Source organism: Paraburkholderia panacisoli (genome assembly GCF_008369935.1).
Taxonomy (GTDB): domain Bacteria; phylum Pseudomonadota; class Gammaproteobacteria; order Burkholderiales; family Burkholderiaceae; genus Paraburkholderia; species Paraburkholderia panacisoli.
In genome coordinates this window covers 1-19,142 of sequence record NZ_VTUZ01000019.1, presented here as the reverse complement: position 1 = coordinate 19,142, position 19,142 = coordinate 1, and the positions used below count along the sequence as shown (strand labels likewise).

Here is a 19,142-nt window from a genome sequence, read left to right as displayed (position 1 = left end):
TCGAGAGGTGTTGGGCATTAGCCAGCCACGACGGCTTGCACGTGAGAACTAGACCCCTTCGTGCAGACACCAAGCCAGCCGTCGCAGCCAGCCAGGCCGCTTTTTTGGTTCTCACCCAATGCGGATGCACGAAACGTCGTGTATCGCTGATGCAGAAAATGAAAAAGCCGTGGGATGTCGATACATCACCACGGCTTTTTATTTGTGCGGCGCCAATGTGTTTCAACAGCGGCGCACACCGGAAACGCATTCAGACTTACTTCGAAGCCCAACCCCAGAACATCAGCCACCACGCACTATCCACCACGGCCAGCGCCGCGAGGAACCATACCATCGCGAGGCCGCGCTGAACGAAGCGCTCGCTGTAGCGGCGCGTGATGAGCCAGGCAAGCCATGCGCTCCACAGGTTCGCAATCACCAGAATCGTGATGCGCAGATCCGACGCCCACCACAGCGGCACATGTTCAGCACGCAACAGCGACAGCGTGGTGGCCGACAAGCCAAGGAACACGCCCGTGCCGGCGATCGGAATCAACCCCTGCGTCAGATGATGCAGCCGCACCGTGCTGAAGCGCCCCAGCATGCGGGTCGCACCCATCAGCAACAGCAGCAGCGTGGTGCCGTACACCAGCGCCGTCGCAAGGATGTAGCCGATCACCATGGTGCCGTCGAGCCACGAAAACACGTCGTTCTGCTCGGGATAATGCGTGAACAGGAACCACGGTGCGTTGGTGTCGAGCGGCCAGGTGATGTCGTGATCGACCAGCCACGTGGCAAAGAACATCTTCAGGTCGATGAACCAGCGCGAAGCGGTCCAGTGGAATGCGCCGATCGCGATACCGAGCAGGCCGTACAGGATCAACGCGGTATCCCACGCGTTCGCCTTCTTGTCGCCGAGTTGCACCACTTCCGACGACGGCGCGCGCCACGTCAACGCGATCGCATCGCGGTGCCCGCTGCAACGGCCGCACATATGGCAGTCCGCCGCGCCCTTCATATTGCGCAGCGGCACGAGCGGCGCACAATTGATCGGAATCACCCGATGCCCATGCTCGCCGTTCTTGTACGAACGGCGCCACGCGTCTTCATCGACTTTGTAGTGGAACGGCGCGAGGCGCGCCAGAAGCGAAAAAACCCCGTTGACGGGGCACAGGTACTTGCACCAGACGCGCTTCTCCCGCCCGTATAGCAAGCCGATGATGATCGCCGCGAAGGTCGAGCCGCCGAGCACCAGCAGCACGGCTTTCGGATACTGATAGACGCTCACCATCTGGCCATAGATGGTGGTGATGCCGAACGCGACGAATGGCCAGCCGCCCCAGCGCATCCAGTGCGGAATCGCCCAGCCGCGGCCGAACTTGCTGGCGAATTCGGCGAGCGCGCCTTCCGGGCACAGCACGCCGCACCAGACGCGGCCGAGCATCACCATCGACAGCAATACGAACGGCCACCAGATGCCCCAGAACACGAACTGCGCGGCGAGCGTCAGGTTGTTCCACAGATGCGCGGCATCGTCCGGCAGCGGCATCACCGCCGGCACGATGATCAGAAACGCGTACACCGCCACCACGACCCACTGGATGCCACGGATCACGGCGCCATGACGCTGCATCCACTGCCCGGCCGCCGCGAGGCGTCCCGGGCGGGTCATCACGGTGCTCATGCTGCGCGCCCTGCCGTTTGCTGCGCGGGCTTGCGATTCGCGCGCCGCACCAGCAGATAGACGATCGCCCAATACACCGCGTAAGCGATCAGGTTCATCAGCGCAGGGTGAGCGCGATAGCCGGTCAGCGTCGCGACCAGCGAACCGAAGGTGCTCGAGTCATCGAGGAGCGCCGACGAATTCCACATCTGGTCGACGAGCGTCGGCAGGATTTCCTTGTCGATCAGCTTGTCGACGCCGGTCTGGAACAGGCCCGCGCCGAGGAACAACAGCATGATTTCGGTAATGCGGAAAAAAAGCCGCCACGAGAAGATCTTGCCGCCCAGTTGCAGCAGGTAGAAGGTCAGGAACGCGAGAGCCAGGCCGATCACGACTGCGAGCATCTGGCTGCCGTCCACGTGGCCGGACTGGCCGAAGCCGAGGCCGTACAGGAAGATCACCGTTTCGCTGCCTTCACGCGCGATCGCGAGAGCCACCAGCAACGCGACGCCCCACCAGTTCGAGTCGCGCTGGCTCTTTGCCAGCGACTGCTCCATGTCGCGCTTCAGGGATCGGCCGTGCTGTTTCATCCACAGCACCATCTGCACGATCAGCACGCAGGCGACCAGCACCATCGCGGTCTGGAAATAGTCCTGCGCGTCACCGGAGAGCACTTCGGTGAAACCGACCAGCGCCGCGCCGAGCGCCACCGCCGCGATCACCCCGGCCGCGACGCCGCCCCACAGGTACGGCAAGCCACGGCGCGCATCGTCGTCGCCATTTTTCAACCACGCGTACAGGATGCCGACGACCAGCAAGGCCTCGACACTCTCCCGCCACACGATGAACAGAATCTGACCCATTCAAGCTCTCCCTTCGATACTTCCACTGCCTGACTGCCTGAGCGAATGCGGCGCTCGCCGACAGCGCGCGCCCGCATGTCAGGCCATTACTTCGAGGCCATTACTTCGCGACGATCACGCCCTGCGCCTGCTGATGGAAATCGTCGAAAAACTTGTATTCGCCCGGCTCCAGCGGAGCAATCACGACGAACGAATCCGCGCCCGGCGCGAGCACCTTCTCTTTACGCAACTGCACGCTTTCGAATTCGGCCGCGCCTTTGCCCGTGTTGCGCACTTCGATCTTGATCCGCTGCCCCGCCGGCACTTCGATGCGCGCCGGGGTCAGCTTGCCGTCGTTCATTTCCAGCTTGAAGGTCGGCAGGTCGGCTGCGTGGGCCGCGCCCGCGAGCAACGCCGTGGCGGCAAACATCGCGATCTTTCGGTTAATTCTCATTAGCCTTTCCGGAAAACGCAGCGCGCCGACCTCGATCGTCCGCGCGCCGCCTGCTGCATAGACTCGTTCGCCCATTCGGCGCAGTGCGGCCACGCGTTCGTCCACGCGGGGCTGCGCCGCGTGAGCGGCGGCAATCGGCCGATCAGTAGCCGCCCTTCTTGCCGATACCGGCGAAGGTGAAGTCGTATTCGATCGTGAACGGCTTGAACCACGGACCCACGCCGGTTTCCTTGTCGACGTGACGGCCGAAAGCCATATGGCCCGTCTGCATCGGCGGTTCGACGATCAGCTTCAGGTGATATTTGCCCGGGCCTTGCAGCTTGACGTTGTCGCCGTAGTGCGGACCGTCGTTGGCGACCATCGCCATCAGGTCGCCCTTCTGCGGCTGGTTCGAGCCGGCCTTCGTCAGTTCATAGTGCACTTGCAGATACGGCATCCAGTCGCCTTCGGCGAACCCGGTCGGATTGTTTTTGACCGCGTGGATGTCGGCTTCGAGGTGGACGTCCGAATCCGACGCCTTGCGCATCATGCCTTCCGGTTCCATCGTGATCGGTTGCAGGTAGACCGCGCCGATTTCCATGCCGTTCTGAATGTGCTGCTTGCCGATCGGGTATTCCGCAGCCGTTGCCGAAAGAGCTGCCACGGCCGCCACCGCTGCGGCGCCGCCACGCACAAATGAAGAAATCCGCATTGAAACTCCTTGTTTTTATCAGACTGGAATCGAATCCATTGGAACGGTGCGTGGCACATGCCGAGGCCACCGCCCCGCCGCCTGCTGCAAGGCGATCGACCGGGCGTGATTTGCCTATACGAACCTTAAATGCGAACCATTCTCAATATTGAGCGGAGTTTATCATCGATCGCCAGGGGAAACAAATCCGCACGCACGCAAAGCCTTGCGCCAACAGGGTCTTAAGGCGGTTTTAAGGAAGCGCGTGTGAGGGATCGGGCGGCTCACGGGCAGCCGCGCGGCGAGCTGGTGCGCGGCAATTGAAAAGAGCGCGGCACATTGCCGCGCTCCTTGGGGGACGAGAAGTTTTAATCGACGCCGGAAATGTGATCGCCGACATTCGCGCCGAACACGCGCTGGCGCAGCAGCGCCAGCTGGTCGCGAGTCTGCGCGGCCTTCTCGAATTCGAGATTTTTCGCGTGCTCCATCATCTGCTTTTCTAGGCGCTTGAGCTCCTTGGAGAGCTGTTTTTCCGACATGTCCTCGAATTTCGCGCGCGTTTGCTGCTCCTTCAGTTCGGCGCGCGCATCGTCGACGTTGTACACGCCGTCGATGATGTCGCGAATGCGCTTGACCACGCCGCGCGGCGTGATGCCGTTCGCGAGGTTGAAGGCGATCTGCTTGGCGCGCCGCCGCTCGGTTTCGTCGATCGCGCGGCGCATCGAGTCCGTCACCTTGTCCGCGTACAGAATCGCCTTGCCGTTCACGTTGCGCGCCGCGCGGCCGATGGTCTGGATCAGCGAGCGCTCGGCGCGCAGAAAGCCTTCCTTGTCCGAGTCGAGAATCGCGACCAGCGACACTTCCGGGATATCCAGTCCTTCGCGCAACAGGTTGATGCCGACCAGCACGTCGAAGGTGCCCAGCCGCAGATCACGGATGATCTCGACCCGCTCCACCGTGTCGATGTCGCTATGCAGATAGCGCACCTTGACGCCGTGGTCGGCCAGAAACTCAGTCAACTGTTCGGCCATCCGCTTGGTCAGCACGGTGACCAGCACGCGGTCGCCCACCTTCACGCGTTCGTTGATCTCGCCGAGGACGTCGTCGACCTGGCTGCGCGCCGGCCGCACCTCGATTTCCGGATCGACGAGCCCGGTCGGCCGCACCAGCTGCTCGGCCACCTGGCCGGCGGTCTTCTTTTCGTAGTCCGCCGGCGTGGCAGACACGAACACGACCTGCCGCATCTTGCGTTCGAACTCGTTGAACTTGAGCGGCCGGTTGTCGAGCGCCGACGGCAGACGGAAACCGTAGTCGACCAGATTTTCCTTGCGCGCCCGGTCGCCGTTGTACATGCCGTTCAACTGGCCGATCAGCACGTGCGATTCGTCGAGCATCATGATCGCGTCCGGCGGCAGGTAGTCGACCAGGGTCGGCGGCGGCTCGCCCGGCGCCGCGCCGGAGAAGTGTCGCGAGTAGTTTTCGATGCCCTTGCAGAAGCCGAGCTCCTGCAGCATTTCCAGGTCGAAGCGGGTGCGCTGTTCGAGCCGTTGCGCTTCGACGAGCTTGCCGTCGCCATAAAAGAATTCGAGCCGCTCGCGCAATTCGCTCTTGATCGTTTCGACCGCCCGAATCACGGTATCGCGCGGTGTCACGTAGTGCGACGACGGATACACGGTGAAACGCGGAATCTTTTGCCGCACGCGGCCGGTGAGCGGATCGAACAGCTGCAGCGTTTCGACCTCGTCGTCGAACAATTCGACGCGCACCGCCATTTCGGCGTGCTCGGCCGGGAAGATATCGATCGTGTCGCCGCGCACGCGGAACGAGCCGCGCTGGAAGTCGGCCTCGTTGCGGTTGTACTGCATTGCGATCAGCCGCGCGATGACGTCGCGCTGGCCGAGCCTGTCGCCGGTGCGCAGCGTGAGAATCATCTTGTGATATTCGGACGGGTTGCCGATACCGTAGATCGCCGACACCGTCGCCACGATCACCACGTCGCGCCGCTCCATCAGACTCTTGGTGGCGGACAGCCGCATCTGCTCGATGTGCTCGTTGATCGACGAGTCTTTCTCGATGAACAGGTCGCGCTGCGGCACGTACGCTTCCGGCTGGTAGTAGTCGTAGTACGAAACGAAATACTCGACCGCATTGCGCGGGAAGAACTCGCGGAACTCCGAGTAAAGCTGCGCGGCGAGCGTCTTGTTCGGCGCGAACACCATAGCCGGGCGGCCGAGCCGCGCGATCGTGTTCGCCATCGTGAAGGTCTTGCCGGAGCCGGTCACGCCGAGCAGCGTCTGGAACGCGAGACCGTCCTCGACGCCTTCGACGAGCGTGTCGATCGCCGTCGGCTGGTCGCCAGCGGGCAGATACGGCTGGTAGAGCTGGAACGGCGAGCCTTCGAACGCGACGAACTTCGATTCGTCGAGCGTATCTTCGGCTTCAGTCAGATGTTGTTCGGACATGGGGGCGGCATCGGGCCTTGGGCAAAGGACCATTCTAACGGGTTGCGGGAAACGCGGATCGAGCGGGTCTGCGTAGGTTCGGGAAGCCGCGAGCCGGGCTGCGGGCTGGTTCGCCGGGCATCAAAGGGCGCAATGAGCGCGTAACGTTATGGCCCCTTGCAGGGAAGAGGTGGGGCTTTTCGCACCCGCAATCAGAGCGAGTTGACGAGTACGCGCACCCTCAGCCCGGAGCCGGCCGGCGGCCTTCGCCGGGCGGCGCCCGCGCCGACCCGTTATGGCCAGGTGGCGTCGCGGTGCCTGTTTTTCAAGCAAATAATTACCTGCCGTCGGCCTTCTGGTCCAAAAAACACCCGCGGATTCGTTACAATGCGAAGTTGCGCTCGCTCGCCGCTGTCCGCTGCCTGTTCGTGTTTGTGCGTGTCTACATCAAACGCTTCAGGCTGGGCCGCCCGCGCTCGGAGCCGCCTTCTTTTTACTACTGCTGCCCACCCACCATGTCTCTGTTCTCCGCCGTCGAACTTGCTCCCCGCGACCCGATTCTGGGCCTGAACGAAGCTTTCAACGCCGATACGCGCGCCACCAAGGTCAACCTGGGCGTTGGCGTGTACTTCAATGAAGAAGGCAAGATTCCGCTGCTGCGCGCCGTGCGCGAAGCTGAAAAGGCCCGCGTCGAGGCCGCGCTGCCGCGCGGCTATCTGCCGATCGAAGGCCTTGCCGCTTACGATGCCGCCGTGCAGAAGCTGCTGCTCGGCAACGACTCGCCGCTGATCGCAGCGGGCCGCGTCGTCACGGCGCAGGCACTGGGCGGCACGGGCGCGCTGAAAATCGGCGCGGACTTCCTGAAGCGCCTGAACCCGACCGGCAAGGTCGCGATCAGCGACCCAAGCTGGGAAAATCACCGCGCGCTGTTCGAAAGCGCAGGCTTCGAAGTCGAGTCGTACACGTACTACGACGCGCACACGCATGGCGTGAACTTCGAAGGCATGCTGAGCGCGCTGAACAGCTATGCCGCAGGCACGGTCGTCGTGCTGCACGCTTGCTGCCACAACCCGACCGGCGTCGACCTGACTGTCGATCAATGGAAGCAGGTGGTCGAAGTCGTCAAGGCGCGCAATCTGGTGCCGTTCCTCGACATCGCCTACCAGGGCTTCGGCGACAACATCGAAGCGGACGCGGCTGCCGTGCGTCTGTTCGTGGCATCGGAACTAAACGTGTTCGTCTCGTCGTCGTTCTCCAAGTCGTTCTCGCTGTACGGCGAGCGCGTCGGTGCGCTGTCGATCATCACCGCAAGCAAGGAAGAAGCTGCACGCGTGCTGTCGCAACTGAAGCGCGTGATCCGCACGAACTACTCGAACCCGCCGACGCACGGTGGCTCGGTAGTCGCAGCGGTGCTCGCATCGCCCGAACTGCGCGCCACGTGGGAAGCGGAACTGGCCGAAATGCGCGACCGTATCCGCGCAATGCGCAACGGTCTGGTCGAACGCCTGAAGGCAAGCGGCGTGGATCGCGACTTCAGCTTCGTGAAAGCACAGCGCGGCATGTTCTCGTACTCGGGCCTGACGGCGCCGCAAGTGGACCGTCTGCGCGAAGAGTTCGGCATCTACGCCGTGAGCACCGGCCGCATCTGCGTGGCTGCGCTGAACACACGCAACCTCGACGTGGTGGCCAATGCGATCGCTCACGTGTTGAAGTAATGCGTTTCGGGGCGCGGGCGTTCGTCGCGCGCTCTGTCTGCTGCAACCGCTGTTAGAACGAGAACGGCGCCCTTTCAGAAAGGGCGCCGTTTTTTATTTGCCGCCACGGCAGTACTTTCAGCGCGAATCGCGATGGATGTCGTGCGTGACGAAACCCGCGTCGTTATCGGGCATGTCGAGCCAGTCGGGATGTTCGAGCGAACGGCGAATGTCGTCCAGACCGCTTTGCCAGTGCTCGCGCATGGTCGACAGGCCGAACTGAAAGTCCTTGTATTGCCCTTCGTACTCCTTCTGCCGGTAGATCAGATGGATCACGTTGTAGCGCTTCGAACAGGCGAGCTCTTCCGCCAGCTTGCACCACGGGTCGTCACGCTGGTCGGACGGCACGCGCTCCAGCACCTCGCGCAGCACGTGCCGGAATCGCTGCGAGCGTTGCAGCATATCGGTCACGAGTCGCGTGCGGCTTGAATACTGAATGTCTTTCATGCGCCCCTGAACATCGGTGAGGTTGTCCGGCACCGGTCCGATCGCGCTCCACAGATCGACCTGGAACGCGAGCGTGTCGCGACGCGGAGTGGACTGAATCACCTCGTAAAGCGGCGTATTCGACATCAAACCGCCGTCCCAGTAGTACTGGCCGTCGATTTCGACTGCCGCAAAGCCTGGCGGCAATGCGCCTGACGCCATGAAGTGCTCGGGCCTCAGCGTGGTGTGCGTGTTGTCGAAGTACGCAAAATTGCCCGTGCCGCAATTGACCGCGCCCACCGACACGCGCGTCTCACCCGAATTGATGCGGTCGAAATCGCAGAGCGCTTCGAGGGTTGCCTTCAGCGGCGCGGTGTCGTAGTAGCTGGCCGTTTGCGGCGGCCCGGACACCGTGGGCAATGGCGGCGGAAAACGCGGCACGAAAAAGCCCTTTTGCCCTTCGACAATTGCGCCCATCGCCTGGGTTGCCGTGAAGGCTTTGCGCAGGGCCTCGCCGGAATTGAAAAGCGCGTGCTCGATGAAAGCCGGCAACGGTGGCCCGAACGCCGGTTGACAGATCGTCTCCCAGAACTGCAGCAACCGCTCGACGCGCTTGCCGGGCGGATTGCCGGCGATGATGGCCGTGTTCAATGCGCCAATCGAAATGCCCGCTAGCCAGTTCGGCTCGATGCCGGCTTCGTAAAGCCCCTGAAAGACACCGGCCTGATACGCGCCTAACGCACCGCCGCCCTGCAGCATCAGCGCGACGGTTTCATAGTTGGGCAAATGGACTTGCCGGCCGGGCCGTGCGGCGGACGCCGCACCGGCGCCCTCGCCTTCCCCGTCGCCGGGCGCACCCACGCGTGCCCGCTTGAGATTGCGCTGCGCCATGGGCACCTCCTTATTGCATATACCAGCCGTGGCTCACAATGAAGGACTGGCCAGTCAGTGCCGCCGTCGGGAAGGTGGACAGGAACAGCACCGTTTGCGCGACATCTTCGACCGTGGTGAAAATGCCGTCGACCGTGCCGCCCAGCATCACGCGCTTGACGACCTCTTCTTCACTGATGCCGAGTTCCCTGGACTGCTCGGGAATCTGCTTGTCGACGAGCGGCGTGCGCACGAAACCCGGACACACCACATGCGAGCGCACGTTGTGCTTCGCGCCTTCCTTCGCCAGCACGCGTGCGAGACCGAGCAGCGCATGCTTGGCCGTCACATAAGCGGACTTCAGCGGCGACGCTTCGTGCGAATGGACCGAGCCCATGTAGATCACGATGCCGCCGCGGTCGTCCTTGTACATGTGCTTCAGCGCGGCCTTGGTGGTGAGGAACGCGCCATCCACGTGGATCGCCTGCATCTTCTTCCAATCCGAGAACGAATAGTTTTCGATCGGATTGACGATCTGGATGCCGGCGTTGGAAATGAGAATGTCGATCGACCCGAGTTCCGCGGCGATCCTGTCGATGCCCTGATTGACGGCCTCCTCGCTGGTGACGTCCATCGCCACGCCGATTGCCTTGGCGCCGCCTTTGGTGATTTCTTCAGCGACCGCGTTCGCGCCGTCCTGGTTCAGGTCGGCGATCGCGACCGCCGCGCCCGACGCGGACAAAGTCAGCGCAATCTGCTTGCCGATGCCGCTTGCCGCACCGGTGACCACGGCAACCTTGCCATTCAGATTCGTGTTCAGAGACGACATCCAGAACCTCCATGCAGTTGATTGATGAGCAATGAAAACACAGGCCGCAAGCGTCGTGAAGCCGGCCAAACGGCATAGACCGTCCGGTGGATGCTGCACTGCGGCCAACGCTGCTATTGTGCATGAACCCTGCGAACTCCATAGGTAAAACGCACATCGCGCGAGATCTCTTTAAACTGGACGCCTTCTGCGCAATTCCCGTGGCACCACCAACAAGGAGGAATGCATGAATTATCGACGTCTGGGCCGTTCGGGCCTGCAAGTCAGCGAACTGTCCATCGGCTCGTGGGTCACCTATGGCAATCAGGTGGATCATCGCGCGGCGCGCGAATCGCTGGCGGCAGCGCGCGACGCGGGCGTCAACTTCTTCGACAACGCCGAGGTCTACGCCGGCGGCAAATCCGAGGAAATCATGGGCCAGGCGCTGAAGGAACTGGCATGGCCGCGCGTGAGTTATGTGGTGTCGACGAAGTTCTTCTGGGGGCTCACGGAAGCGCCGAACCAGCACCACACGCTAAACCGCAAATATCTGCTGAACGCGGTCGACGCGTCGCTCAAGCGTCTGCAACTCGACTATGTGGACCTGGTGTTCTGCCATCGTCCCGATCCGAATACGCCCGTCGAAGAAACCGTCTGGGCGATGAGCGACATGATCGCGCGCGGCAAGGCGCTGTACTGGGGCACGTCCGAATGGAGCGCCGATGAAATCCGCGCCGCTTACGAGATTGCGGAGCGGCACCATCTGCACAAACCGGTCATGGAACAGCCGCAGTACAACCTGTTCCACCGCACACGCGTCGAGCAGGAATACAAGCGGCTCTACGAGGATATCGGCCTCGGGCTGACCACCTGGAGCCCGCTGGCATCCGGCCTGCTCACCGGCAAATACCGCGACGGCGTGCCGTCGGATAGCCGTGCGCAGTTGCAAGGCTACGACTGGCTGCGGCAGCAGGTCACCGACGCCGCGAAGAACGCCGTGGTCGGCAAGCTGGGCGCGGTCGCCGACGAGTTGGGCTGCACGATCGGCCAGCTCGCGATCGCGTGGATTCTGAAGAATCCGAACGTCAGTACGGTGATTACCGGCGCGTCGCGGGTCGAGCAGATCGGCGAAAACATGAAAGCTGCCGACGTGGCTGCGCGGATCACGCCGGAGATCAAGCAGCGGATCGAGGAGATCGTCGGCGACGCCTACGACTGAGCAGATGCGCGCCGGTGCGCGTAGCATGGCCGAGGCGGCGGCCCCGTCAAGCGGAACTTGCCGCGAACTCACGCCGAAGCGCAACGCGGCGTCGCGTACAATACGCGGCCGCGCTGTGCACCGGCGCCCTTTGCCCGTCGTGCCGCCGCATTGCACCCGCACCGCCGAATCCGCCGTGGACCGGCATGCCCTCTTTCAGCGTTTCCTCATCATGCTCAGCTACCGCCACGCCTTTCATGCAGGCAATCACGCCGACGTTCTGAAACACGCCGTCGTGTTGCAGCTACTGCGCTACCTCGGCCAGAAAGACAAAGCCTATTGGTATATCGACACGCATGCGGGCGCCGGTGTCTATTCGCTGAAGGAAGGCTACGCGACCAAGACCGGCGAATTCCAGACCGGCATCGCCAGACTGTGGGAGCGCAACGATCTGCCGCCGCTCCTGGCCGACTATGTCGAAGAAGTGAGCGCGCTCAATCCGGACGGCCAGTTGCGCTTCTATCCCGGCTCGCCGTACATCGCGTGGCGGCAGTTGCGCGAACAGGACCGCATGCGTCTGTTCGAACTGCACACGACCGAAATCGACGTGCTGCGCCACAATTTTCGCGACGCGGGCCGCCGGGCGATGCTTTTCGCGGGCGACGGCTTCGACGGCATTCTCGCGCTGCTGCCTCCGGCGCCGCGCCGCGCGCTGGTATTGCTCGATCCGTCGTATGAAGACAAGCGCGATTACACGCGCACGCTGCGCTGCGTCGAGGAGAGTCTCAAGCGCTTTCCAACCGGCACTTATGCCGTGTGGTATCCGCAGGTCAAGCGTCCGGAATCGCAGCGCTTTCCCGATCAGCTGAAGAAGCTGCAGGAGCGTAACTGGCTCCACGTGAGCCTGACCGTCAGCAATCCGCCGGAAGACGGCTTTGGACTTTTCGGCAGCGGCATGTTCATCCTGAATCCGCCGTACACGCTGGCGAAGATGCTGAAAGAGCAGATGCCCTGGCTCGTCAAAGCGCTCGGCGAGGACAAGGCGGCCGGGTTCAAGGTGGAGTATCGCGGCGATTGAGGTTTGGCGACTGAGGCGTACCTGCTGAGGCCCGGCTGCTGAGGTTCCCCGCTGGATTGCAGCAACCACCGCGCGCCTCGCGGCGCACGAGCTTTGTTGCCCCACCCTGTCGCCCATGCTCCGGGTTTAACGCGCATGCGGTGCGGCAAGCGAATCGGTCGCAGGCCGTGCGCGCCTCTTCCGCCAAAGCACGGCGCACGACGCGCAACCGGCCTTCCCCCCAACCGCCTGCGCGTTCACATCACTTCAGTTGCGCAGCGGCCTTACGGGCGAAGTCGTTGGTATAGGTCGCGTTCAGGTCGATCTTTTTCGGCTCGAGCCGGTTATCGAACGACGCCAGCGCGCGCAACGAAGTCGCCGGACCGTCCTCCGGCATCAAACCATCCGGCGAATACGCGTCACGCACGTTGTGAAAGGCTTCGACGTAGAGCGCCGAGTCGTTGAGCAGATAGGCCGGCGGCACCATCTTCAGCAGATCGGCATCGCTCGCGGTCTGCAGCCAGTGGTTGGCGCGTACGATCGCATTGGCGAGCGCCTGGGTCGTCTTCGGATTCTTCTGTATGAAACTCTCCGACGCATAGAGCGTCGCCGCGGGCATGGTCCCGCCGAACACCTCCTGCGTGCCCTTCACCGTGCGCGTGTCCACCAGCACCTTGATTGCGCCGCTGCGTGTCAGTTTGGTCATCATCGGATCGACGTTGGACAGCGCATCGATCTGACCGCTGCTCACCGCCGCCAGCACCGTCGCGCCGCTGCCCACGCCGATCGCCGAAATATCGCTGCGTTGCACACCGGCCTTGCGCAGCGCCACGGTCAGCACCAGATCCGTCGACGAGCCCGGCGCGCTCACGCCGACTTTCGCGCCCTTGAAGTCCGCCAGCGTCTTGATCTGGTCGGCCTTCGACTTCAGCACCGCGACGACGATCTGCGGCGCGCGGCCCATCAGCACGAACGCGCGATAGTGTTGGCCCTTGGCCTGCATGAACAGCGTGTGTTCGTACGCCCCCGCGCCCACGTCGGCACTCCCGCCCACCACCGCTTCCAGTGCTTTCGATCCGCCCGCGAAATCTTCGAGCGTGACGTCAAGACCTTCGTCCTTGAAGTAGCCCAACTGCTTCGCCGTCAGTACGGGCAAATAGTAGAGGCCTGGCAAACCGCCGACGGCCATCGTCAGCGCGGGTTTCTCCGGCGTGTCCTTGCCGAGCGCGACGCCCGGCAGCACCGCCAGCGCGAGTAGCGTCACAAAGGCGCTCGTTACGCGCCGCATCGAGTGAGTGGGCATTTGTTGTCTCCTTGTTTTCTTTTCGTTCGAAGCGGTGACGCTGCGCAAGAGGCGAGGCTCGGGCCACCGGAGGCACACCGCGAAACGATTGTCGTCGGACGGTTTTACGCGCGCCATGCGCCCAAACCCCAATGCCACTTGTCACGCATGCATGAGGGCGAGTGCGGTACACGACCGCCAGCCAGAGCACCCGGTTGGGGCAAAGGGTCAACGGAAGCCGCGCAGAACTTGCGGCCAGCACTCGCGCCGAATGCGCTTATTGCGGAAGAGGCGTCGGACGAGGCTGCGGCCATGGCGGCGAACCGCCGCCTACGGGCAATTGAATATAAGGCGCGACCATGACCGGTGGCGACGATTCCGGCGCCAACTCGGTGGGCGCCGCAATGGGCTGCGCACCGACGATCGGCTCCCAGGACAGCGGCCCGGTCTGGACCACCGAGCCGCTCTGGCCATTGTTGATACCGCCGTGCGAGTCGATGATCACGGGCCTGCGAGCACTGTCCGGCGTGGCGAACGCGTTCGACGCGACGCAAACCGTCGTCAGCACGGCCGCAATGGCCGCGGCCAAAAGGGATTGGGGAGATTGTTGTGAGCGGACGCAGGACATGGGCGGACCTGTCGGGTTTGAGGTTGCCGGGTTGCCAAGGAAAACGTCTTACCTTACCCCGGCGTTATCCGCCAGGCTAGTCGATATTCGCCAGACATGAGCGCCGGACCCCGTACGGCGGGAAATTTCAGAGGCCAGATGTGACAAAGCCCCGCATGACGGGGCTTCACATTTACTGCGATGGCCGCACACCGAGTGTCGGCGGGCCAACTCGAAGCAACAGAAACTTACAGCGAGTAGCCGTTGGTTTCGAGCGAGCGGATACGCTGTTCGAGCTGAACGATATCCGACGACGATGCCAGGTAGGCTTCGCGACGGCTACGTTCTGCGGTTTCAAACCAGGTGCTCAGCTTTTCAAGAAGGTGTGCAAACATGATGTTCTCCAAGGATCAGATTGAATCCCCGGTGAATTGGACATCAGGGATTTCCCGTAAAAGGGTTAACCCGCATTATAGCCCTGACGTACAACCTTGGAAGTGAAATGCCCGCATGATGTGCATTCCGTTTTGGAATGGTGCACGCTCGCAGCGCATGCAAACGGTTGATTTAATTCGATTCATGAGCGAATTTTAGTTTTCTCGGATGTCGCCCTGATTTTTTAGCACATTATTGGTGCAGGCCCGATCCAGTTGCAACACAGTTATTCACCAGCCATACCAACGCCGCTTGCGATCACACCGGGTGGCAACCTTCCCCCGAAACCAGATCAGTATCGGCAAGTCGCTCGATGATCGGACAGTCAGGCCGGTCGTCGCCATGGCAGTGGTCGGCCAGATGCGCCAGCGTGTCGCGCATATCGGTGAGTTCGGCGATCCGGCGGTCGAGTTCCGCGACGTGTTCCAGTGCAATCCGCTTCACTTCGGCACTGGCGCGCGAGCGGTCGTGCCACAGCGCCAGTAGCCGCCGAATATCTTCGACTAGAAAGCCGAGCCGGCGCGCCTGCCGGATAAAGCGCAGCGAATGAACCTCCTGCGGGCCGTAAACGCGATAGCCGGCGCTCGTCCGTCCTTTTGCCGCCAGCAAGCCAACGCTTTCGTAATAGCGAATCATCTTCGCCGTGACGCCCGACGTGCGGGCCGCTTCCCCGATATTCATGACCGTTTCCCCCAAGGTGTGAGTCGATCGTACACCTTCCTATGATGGGAGGGTCCAGCGACTCGAATACGGTTCGGCAGGCATAATTCAACTATCGCAACACGATTCCCTCAAAGGCAATCTCGATGACAATTGAATTTCAGGTAGAAGGCATGAGCTGCCAGCATTGCGTCACGGCCGTCACAAACGCCATTCGTGAGCACGATGCCGCCGCGCAGGTTCGGGTGGATCTCGCGTCCGGCCGCGTGACAGTCGATTCGGCGCAACCGGTCGACCTGCTGAAGGCCGCCATCGACGAGGCCGGTTACACGGTCGCCGCCGTCGAGAACGGAACGGCAACCGGCGGCGCAGCCCGCTAAGCGAGTGCGAATCATGTTCAAAGTTGCCGTAATTGGCGCCTCGGGGCTGCTCGGCCGCGCGCTCGTCAACGAACTGGCGCAGCAGACCCGTTGGCAAGTCGTTGCCACGGCGTTCAGCAGGCCGGGGCCGGACACTGTCGCGCTGGATATTCGCGACGCTCAGGCAGTCGAGCAATTCGTCGAACGCGAAGCGCCGCACGCGTTGGTGATTGCCGCGGCAGAGCGTCGGCCGGATGTGTGCGAGCATGACCCGGCGCTGGCCCGCGCGCTGAATGTCGATGCGGTGCGCACCCTGGCCGCGGCCGCCGGCCGGCGCGGCGCCTGGACGCTGTCGATCTCCACCGATTATGTGTTCGACGGCGCCCACCCGCCCTACCGGCACGACTCCACGCCCGCGCCGCTCAATGCGTATGGACATAGCAAACTCGAAGGCGAGCGCGCGCTGACTGAGGCAACCGACCTCGGCTGCGTGCTGCGGTTGCCGCTGCTGTATGGGCCGATTGTCGACTGGGCGGAATCGGCGGTGACGAGTCTCGTGCCGGCGATCGCCGCGTCGGCGTCACCGAACGGCAAGGCGGCCGTGATGGACGCGTGGGCGATCCGCTATCCCACCTTCACGCCGGACGTCGCACTGGTGATCCGGCAAATGCTCGAACGGCATGCCCGTGGCGAAACGATTCGCGGCATCGTGCAGTGGTCCGGCGACGAACCGATGACCAAGTACGAAATCGCCGTGCGCCTCGCCGAAGCATTGCGACTCGACGCGCACCTGAGCCCGCAGTCCACGCCGGCCGATGCGACCCCTCGTCCGCATAACTGCCACCTGGCGTCGAGCCAGCTCGACGCGCTCGGGATCGGCCGCCGCACGCCGTTCGACACGGCGATCCGGCAAGTGTTGGCCGCGTTTCCGTGGCGCGGCGAGACGCACGCCTGACATTGGCATGGATGCGTGCCAGGGCACGGCCAGCCGGCCGCGATGAAAATCGCGGCTAGCCGTGGACAGTTCGCCGAGCAGTTCGCTGCGATCCTCGAGACGATCGGCGACGAGATCGATCACTTCGCCTCTGTTTTTCCGTTCCCCCTGGGCCGCCCGATCTGAATCCCCACACTGTCGGCGAGGTCGCCGTCAGTGGCGACGCCGCCGTCGCGCTGCAAGACACCGTAGACCCCAGCGACGATAAACCCAGCAACGCCTCGCGCTGCTTTTGCACGAGCGACGGCCAGACGATCACATTGATCGAACCGGTTTTCGTCTTCGAGAGAAACGAACACGGTGCCGCTCGCCGTGCCCAGCCGCTGCCGCACGGTGGCGATGCCCCGCACGCCCGCGCCAGCGTGCCATGTCGGCACGCGGCAAGTTCAGCCGCCGTGCGAAAACGCTGTTGCGGGACGCGCGAACGCAACAACGCGAGCGGATGACGATTGAGCGTCCGGCCCAGGCTCGCGTAATCGTCGACGATCTCGCGGCTTTCCGCTGCCTGCGGCAACGCGAGCGGCGGTTCCGCGATCGGCGCATCGCGCAGCAGCTTCGGCACCGTGTGCTGCGCGGTCTCGGCCCACCACGCTTCGCGCCGATGACCCGCGATACTGGCGAACACATTCCCCACGGCAAGCGCTTCGAGATCGCGCCGCGTCAATGCCGTGCGACGTGACAGATCGTCGACATCGGTAAACTGCGCGTCGTTGCGAGCGGCCACGATGCGCTCGGCGCCCCCCTGCGCCAGGCCCTTGATCAGATGCATGCCGACGCGCATCGCGGGACCGCGCAAACCATAGGTGTTCGACGGTTGAAACACGCGTGCGCTCAAGCGCCTCGCCGCGCGCCATATCGTCCGGCTCACCGTCATGCCGCAGCGACAGATCACACAATTGCTGCGCGGATAGTAAGGCCTGGTGACGATGCAAACAGGTTCAACTCGATGACCGGCGCCGCCAGCACGGTCTGAGTCAACTTTTCTCGCAACAGCCAGATCAGATGCTCGGCATCGCTCGATGGTATCGCCCACGCCACCTTCAAACTCGATGTCTTCGGCGCATGACGCGACGCCGATTCATGCTCGATCAGCAACGTATAACCGCTGAGGGCCGCATGATGCGCGCTCAGTCAACCGGCCAACTGCACAATCAGCCAACGCGCGGTGAACTGCAATGCATCGGCGTTATCGACCCGCGACGGCAACTCTAGTTGCGCATAATACGACGCCGTGCACGAAACGATTCGCGCGGGTCCGCCCGCGTGCCATACGCCTGTGCGAGCAGATCAAGAATCCCGCTGCCGAAACGACGCACCACGCCCGACCTTGGCAACCGGCGCAATCGGCAAGCGTCGTGCAGCCGACATGCGAGAACGCATCGCGATGCGCCTGCGCCACCAGCAGCAACGCTACGGATAAACCCTCGAGAACATGCGCGAGCGAAGTCTCTTTCACCAGATGCCAGCGACGTCCGTGCCTGGCGGCGCGTGCCTGCGCCAATAGCCACGCGCCCCGGACGCTCGGCGCACAAGCGATGCGCGCCGTATAGCCGAACTCCGCCACCGTGCCCGACACCCGCGAAAACGACGTGCGCAGACCTCCGACAATCTCAAGCCGGAACCGACTTCCAGCAACAAGATATGCGCGTCGGCAAGCGATACTTTCGGGCATGTGTCAGCAACGCAAGCGCTATCGCTTCGGATGCCTGAGTTTCGCGGGTTGCATCGGCGGCAAGCAGCTTCAGTCCTGGCGCCAGCGCCAATGCGCATGAACGCAAACGGCCCGCCTGGACTCCAGCGCGCAATGCGTCGAGAACCGGTATTAGAATGTCCGCGTGACCGGCCAGCCCATAACAACGCCTCTCGTTGATGTCGCCGGCGGATTGAGACAGGCTTGCCCTGTCGCTCGGCTCACGCCGATTCGGTTTGGCGAGCGAACCATCCGGAAGCGGCGTGAGAGGCTTCACCGCTTCCAGCGACAAGCGCGGCAATGTGACTGCGATCCACAACATGTTTGAGCTTTGGTCCTTGATGGCCGCCGATTCCGTTCTCCGGCAACAGGACGCTTTGTAAAGGAAGAACGAAGCGAAGAGGTTCAGCGGAGCTCCTCGGCGCTTGAAGATATCGATCGACAGGCCGATCTCCTGCAGCCATTGTCGACGGTTGATCGTCTGCGCATTGGCGGGTAACAACGGTTCGCAGATCATTCGCAATGGCGCTGGTGAGGATTGCGAGGCTGCCTCGGCGGGTCCCCGCGAACGCGACTCTTGAGCCGCCGCTTGCAGACCTCTGACCTTATCGGCGCGCATTCGGAAACCATACGAGGACCGCCCCGATGCCATCCTGCTTCAATGGGTGAGCAACGGCCCACAGCGCCAGGTGCTCACTTGAGCGCACTCATAACACGCACCCGGCATCGGCGTACGTTGTAGTCTAGGAAACTGACAGAATTATCAGGACGGGGCGTAGCGGATCGGGAAGCCGTGACGTGCGGGGAGAGGATGGAGCGCGGTTTCGCAACCGTTTTCTGCCGTTGCGCCCACCGGATTCGGGCGCCCCAAACGCAGAAACCCCACCTTTTGGGGGTGGGGTTTCTGTTCACTGCGGGGGAGCCTGACGATTACCTACTTTCACACGGGCAAT

Annotated in this window: 18 protein-coding genes and 1 pseudogene; 6 read left to right on the top strand and 13 right to left on the bottom strand. The window is 62.9% G+C overall.

Annotated elements, in window-relative coordinates:
• Positions 1-256: 256 nt before the first annotated feature.
• From FVF58_RS25925 to uvrB, 5 genes are all read right to left on the bottom strand, one after another.
• Entirely contained in the window at positions 257-1,663 is a 1,407-nt protein-coding gene (locus FVF58_RS25925; protein ID WP_149672689.1) for a 4Fe-4S binding protein, read from the bottom strand.
• Complete coding sequence (locus tag FVF58_RS25920; protein ID WP_149672688.1) at positions 1,660-2,505, bottom strand: FTR1 family iron permease; 846 nt, start codon at positions 2,503-2,505, stop codon at positions 1,660-1,662. Before FVF58_RS25920 ends, FVF58_RS25925 begins: the two co-directional genes overlap by 4 nt.
• 100 nt (positions 2,506-2,605) lie before the next feature.
• Positions 2,606-2,938 (bottom strand): cupredoxin domain-containing protein, encoded by a 333-nt coding sequence (locus FVF58_RS25915; protein ID WP_149672687.1) that lies wholly within the window; start codon positions 2,936-2,938, stop codon positions 2,606-2,608.
• A 142-nt stretch (positions 2,939-3,080) separates the two neighbouring features.
• A complete protein-coding gene (locus FVF58_RS25910; RefSeq protein WP_149672686.1) occupies positions 3,081-3,629 on the bottom strand; it encodes an iron transporter in 549 nt (182 codons plus the stop codon).
• 347 nt (positions 3,630-3,976) lie between these two features.
• Positions 3,977-6,070, bottom strand: coding sequence for an excinuclease ABC subunit UvrB (uvrB, locus tag FVF58_RS25905; RefSeq protein WP_149672685.1), 2,094 nt, complete (start codon positions 6,068-6,070; stop codon positions 3,977-3,979).
• 494 nt (positions 6,071-6,564) lie between these two features.
• Here uvrB and FVF58_RS25900 point away from each other — a divergent pair, with 494 nt between their 5' ends.
• Positions 6,565-7,764 carry an amino acid aminotransferase gene (locus FVF58_RS25900; protein ID WP_149672684.1) on the top strand — a complete coding sequence of 400 codons (1,200 nt, stop codon included), beginning with the start codon at positions 6,565-6,567 and terminating at the stop codon, positions 7,762-7,764.
• Positions 7,765-7,881: 117 nt separating this feature from the next.
• Here FVF58_RS25900 and FVF58_RS25895 read toward each other — a convergent pair whose 3' ends face one another.
• A complete protein-coding gene (locus FVF58_RS25895) occupies positions 7,882-9,120 on the bottom strand; it encodes a DUF3734 domain-containing protein (RefSeq protein ID WP_149672683.1) in 1,239 nt (412 codons plus the stop codon).
• A 10-nt stretch (positions 9,121-9,130) separates the two neighbouring features.
• The gene (locus tag FVF58_RS25890) at positions 9,131-9,928 is read right to left on the bottom strand and encodes a 3-hydroxybutyrate dehydrogenase (RefSeq protein ID WP_149672682.1); all 798 of its coding nucleotides are present in this window, start codon (positions 9,926-9,928) and stop codon (positions 9,131-9,133) included.
• 226 nt (positions 9,929-10,154) lie between these two features.
• Here FVF58_RS25890 and FVF58_RS25885 point away from each other — a divergent pair, with 226 nt between their 5' ends.
• Both FVF58_RS25885 and FVF58_RS25880 read left to right on the top strand, forming a co-directional pair.
• On the top strand, positions 10,155-11,126 hold the full coding sequence (locus tag FVF58_RS25885) for a potassium channel beta subunit family protein (RefSeq protein WP_149672681.1): 972 nt from the start codon (positions 10,155-10,157) through the stop codon (positions 11,124-11,126).
• Positions 11,127-11,337: 211 nt separating this feature from the next.
• On the top strand, positions 11,338-12,183 hold the full coding sequence (locus FVF58_RS25880) for a 23S rRNA (adenine(2030)-N(6))-methyltransferase RlmJ (RefSeq protein ID WP_149672802.1): 846 nt from the start codon (positions 11,338-11,340) through the stop codon (positions 12,181-12,183).
• Between the two features lie 241 nt (positions 12,184-12,424).
• On the opposite strand, the gene FVF58_RS25875 is transcribed toward FVF58_RS25880, so the two are convergent.
• Positions 12,425-13,465 carry an ABC transporter substrate-binding protein gene (locus FVF58_RS25875; protein WP_149672680.1) on the bottom strand — a complete coding sequence of 347 codons (1,041 nt, stop codon included), beginning with the start codon at positions 13,463-13,465 and terminating at the stop codon, positions 12,425-12,427.
• Between the two features lie 338 nt (positions 13,466-13,803).
• Between FVF58_RS25875 and FVF58_RS54455 the strand changes: the two genes are divergently transcribed.
• Positions 13,804-14,172, top strand: a complete 369-nt coding sequence (locus FVF58_RS54455) for a hypothetical protein (protein ID WP_188130929.1) — start codon at positions 13,804-13,806, stop codon at positions 14,170-14,172.
• A 127-nt stretch (positions 14,173-14,299) separates the two neighbouring features.
• Here FVF58_RS54455 and FVF58_RS25865 read toward each other — a convergent pair whose 3' ends face one another.
• Both FVF58_RS25865 and cueR read right to left on the bottom strand, forming a co-directional pair.
• Positions 14,300-14,446 carry a DUF3563 family protein gene (locus tag FVF58_RS25865; protein WP_149672678.1) on the bottom strand — a complete coding sequence of 49 codons (147 nt, stop codon included), beginning with the start codon at positions 14,444-14,446 and terminating at the stop codon, positions 14,300-14,302.
• Positions 14,447-14,744: 298 nt separating this feature from the next.
• A complete protein-coding gene (gene cueR / locus FVF58_RS25860) occupies positions 14,745-15,167 on the bottom strand; it encodes a Cu(I)-responsive transcriptional regulator (RefSeq protein ID WP_149672801.1) in 423 nt (140 codons plus the stop codon).
• A gap of 125 nt (positions 15,168-15,292) precedes the next feature.
• On the opposite strand from cueR, the gene FVF58_RS25855 reads away from it, so the two are divergent.
• Together FVF58_RS25855 and FVF58_RS25850 are read left to right on the top strand one after the other, a co-directional pair.
• Positions 15,293-15,526 carry a heavy-metal-associated domain-containing protein gene (locus FVF58_RS25855; RefSeq protein ID WP_149672677.1) on the top strand — a complete coding sequence of 78 codons (234 nt, stop codon included), beginning with the start codon at positions 15,293-15,295 and terminating at the stop codon, positions 15,524-15,526.
• A gap of 13 nt (positions 15,527-15,539) precedes the next feature.
• On the top strand, positions 15,540-16,460 hold the full coding sequence (locus tag FVF58_RS25850; RefSeq protein WP_149672676.1) for a dTDP-4-dehydrorhamnose reductase family protein: 921 nt from the start codon (positions 15,540-15,542) through the stop codon (positions 16,458-16,460).
• 42 nt (positions 16,461-16,502) lie between these two features.
• On the opposite strand, the pseudogene FVF58_RS54815 reads toward FVF58_RS25850, so the two are convergent.
• The 3 genes and pseudogenes from FVF58_RS54815 to FVF58_RS54805 form a co-directional block, all read right to left on the bottom strand.
• A pseudogene (locus tag FVF58_RS54815) lies at positions 16,503-17,437 on the bottom strand (helix-hairpin-helix domain-containing protein); the annotation flags it as partial.
• Positions 17,388-17,594, bottom strand: coding sequence for a hypothetical protein (locus FVF58_RS54810; protein ID WP_425468968.1), 207 nt, complete (start codon positions 17,592-17,594; stop codon positions 17,388-17,390). The gene FVF58_RS54810 and the pseudogene FVF58_RS54815, both read right to left, overlap by 50 nt.
• A 515-nt stretch (positions 17,595-18,109) precedes the next feature.
• A complete protein-coding gene (locus tag FVF58_RS54805; RefSeq protein ID WP_425468967.1) occupies positions 18,110-18,706 on the bottom strand; it encodes a hypothetical protein in 597 nt (198 codons plus the stop codon).
• Positions 18,707-19,142: the final 436 nt, after the last annotated feature.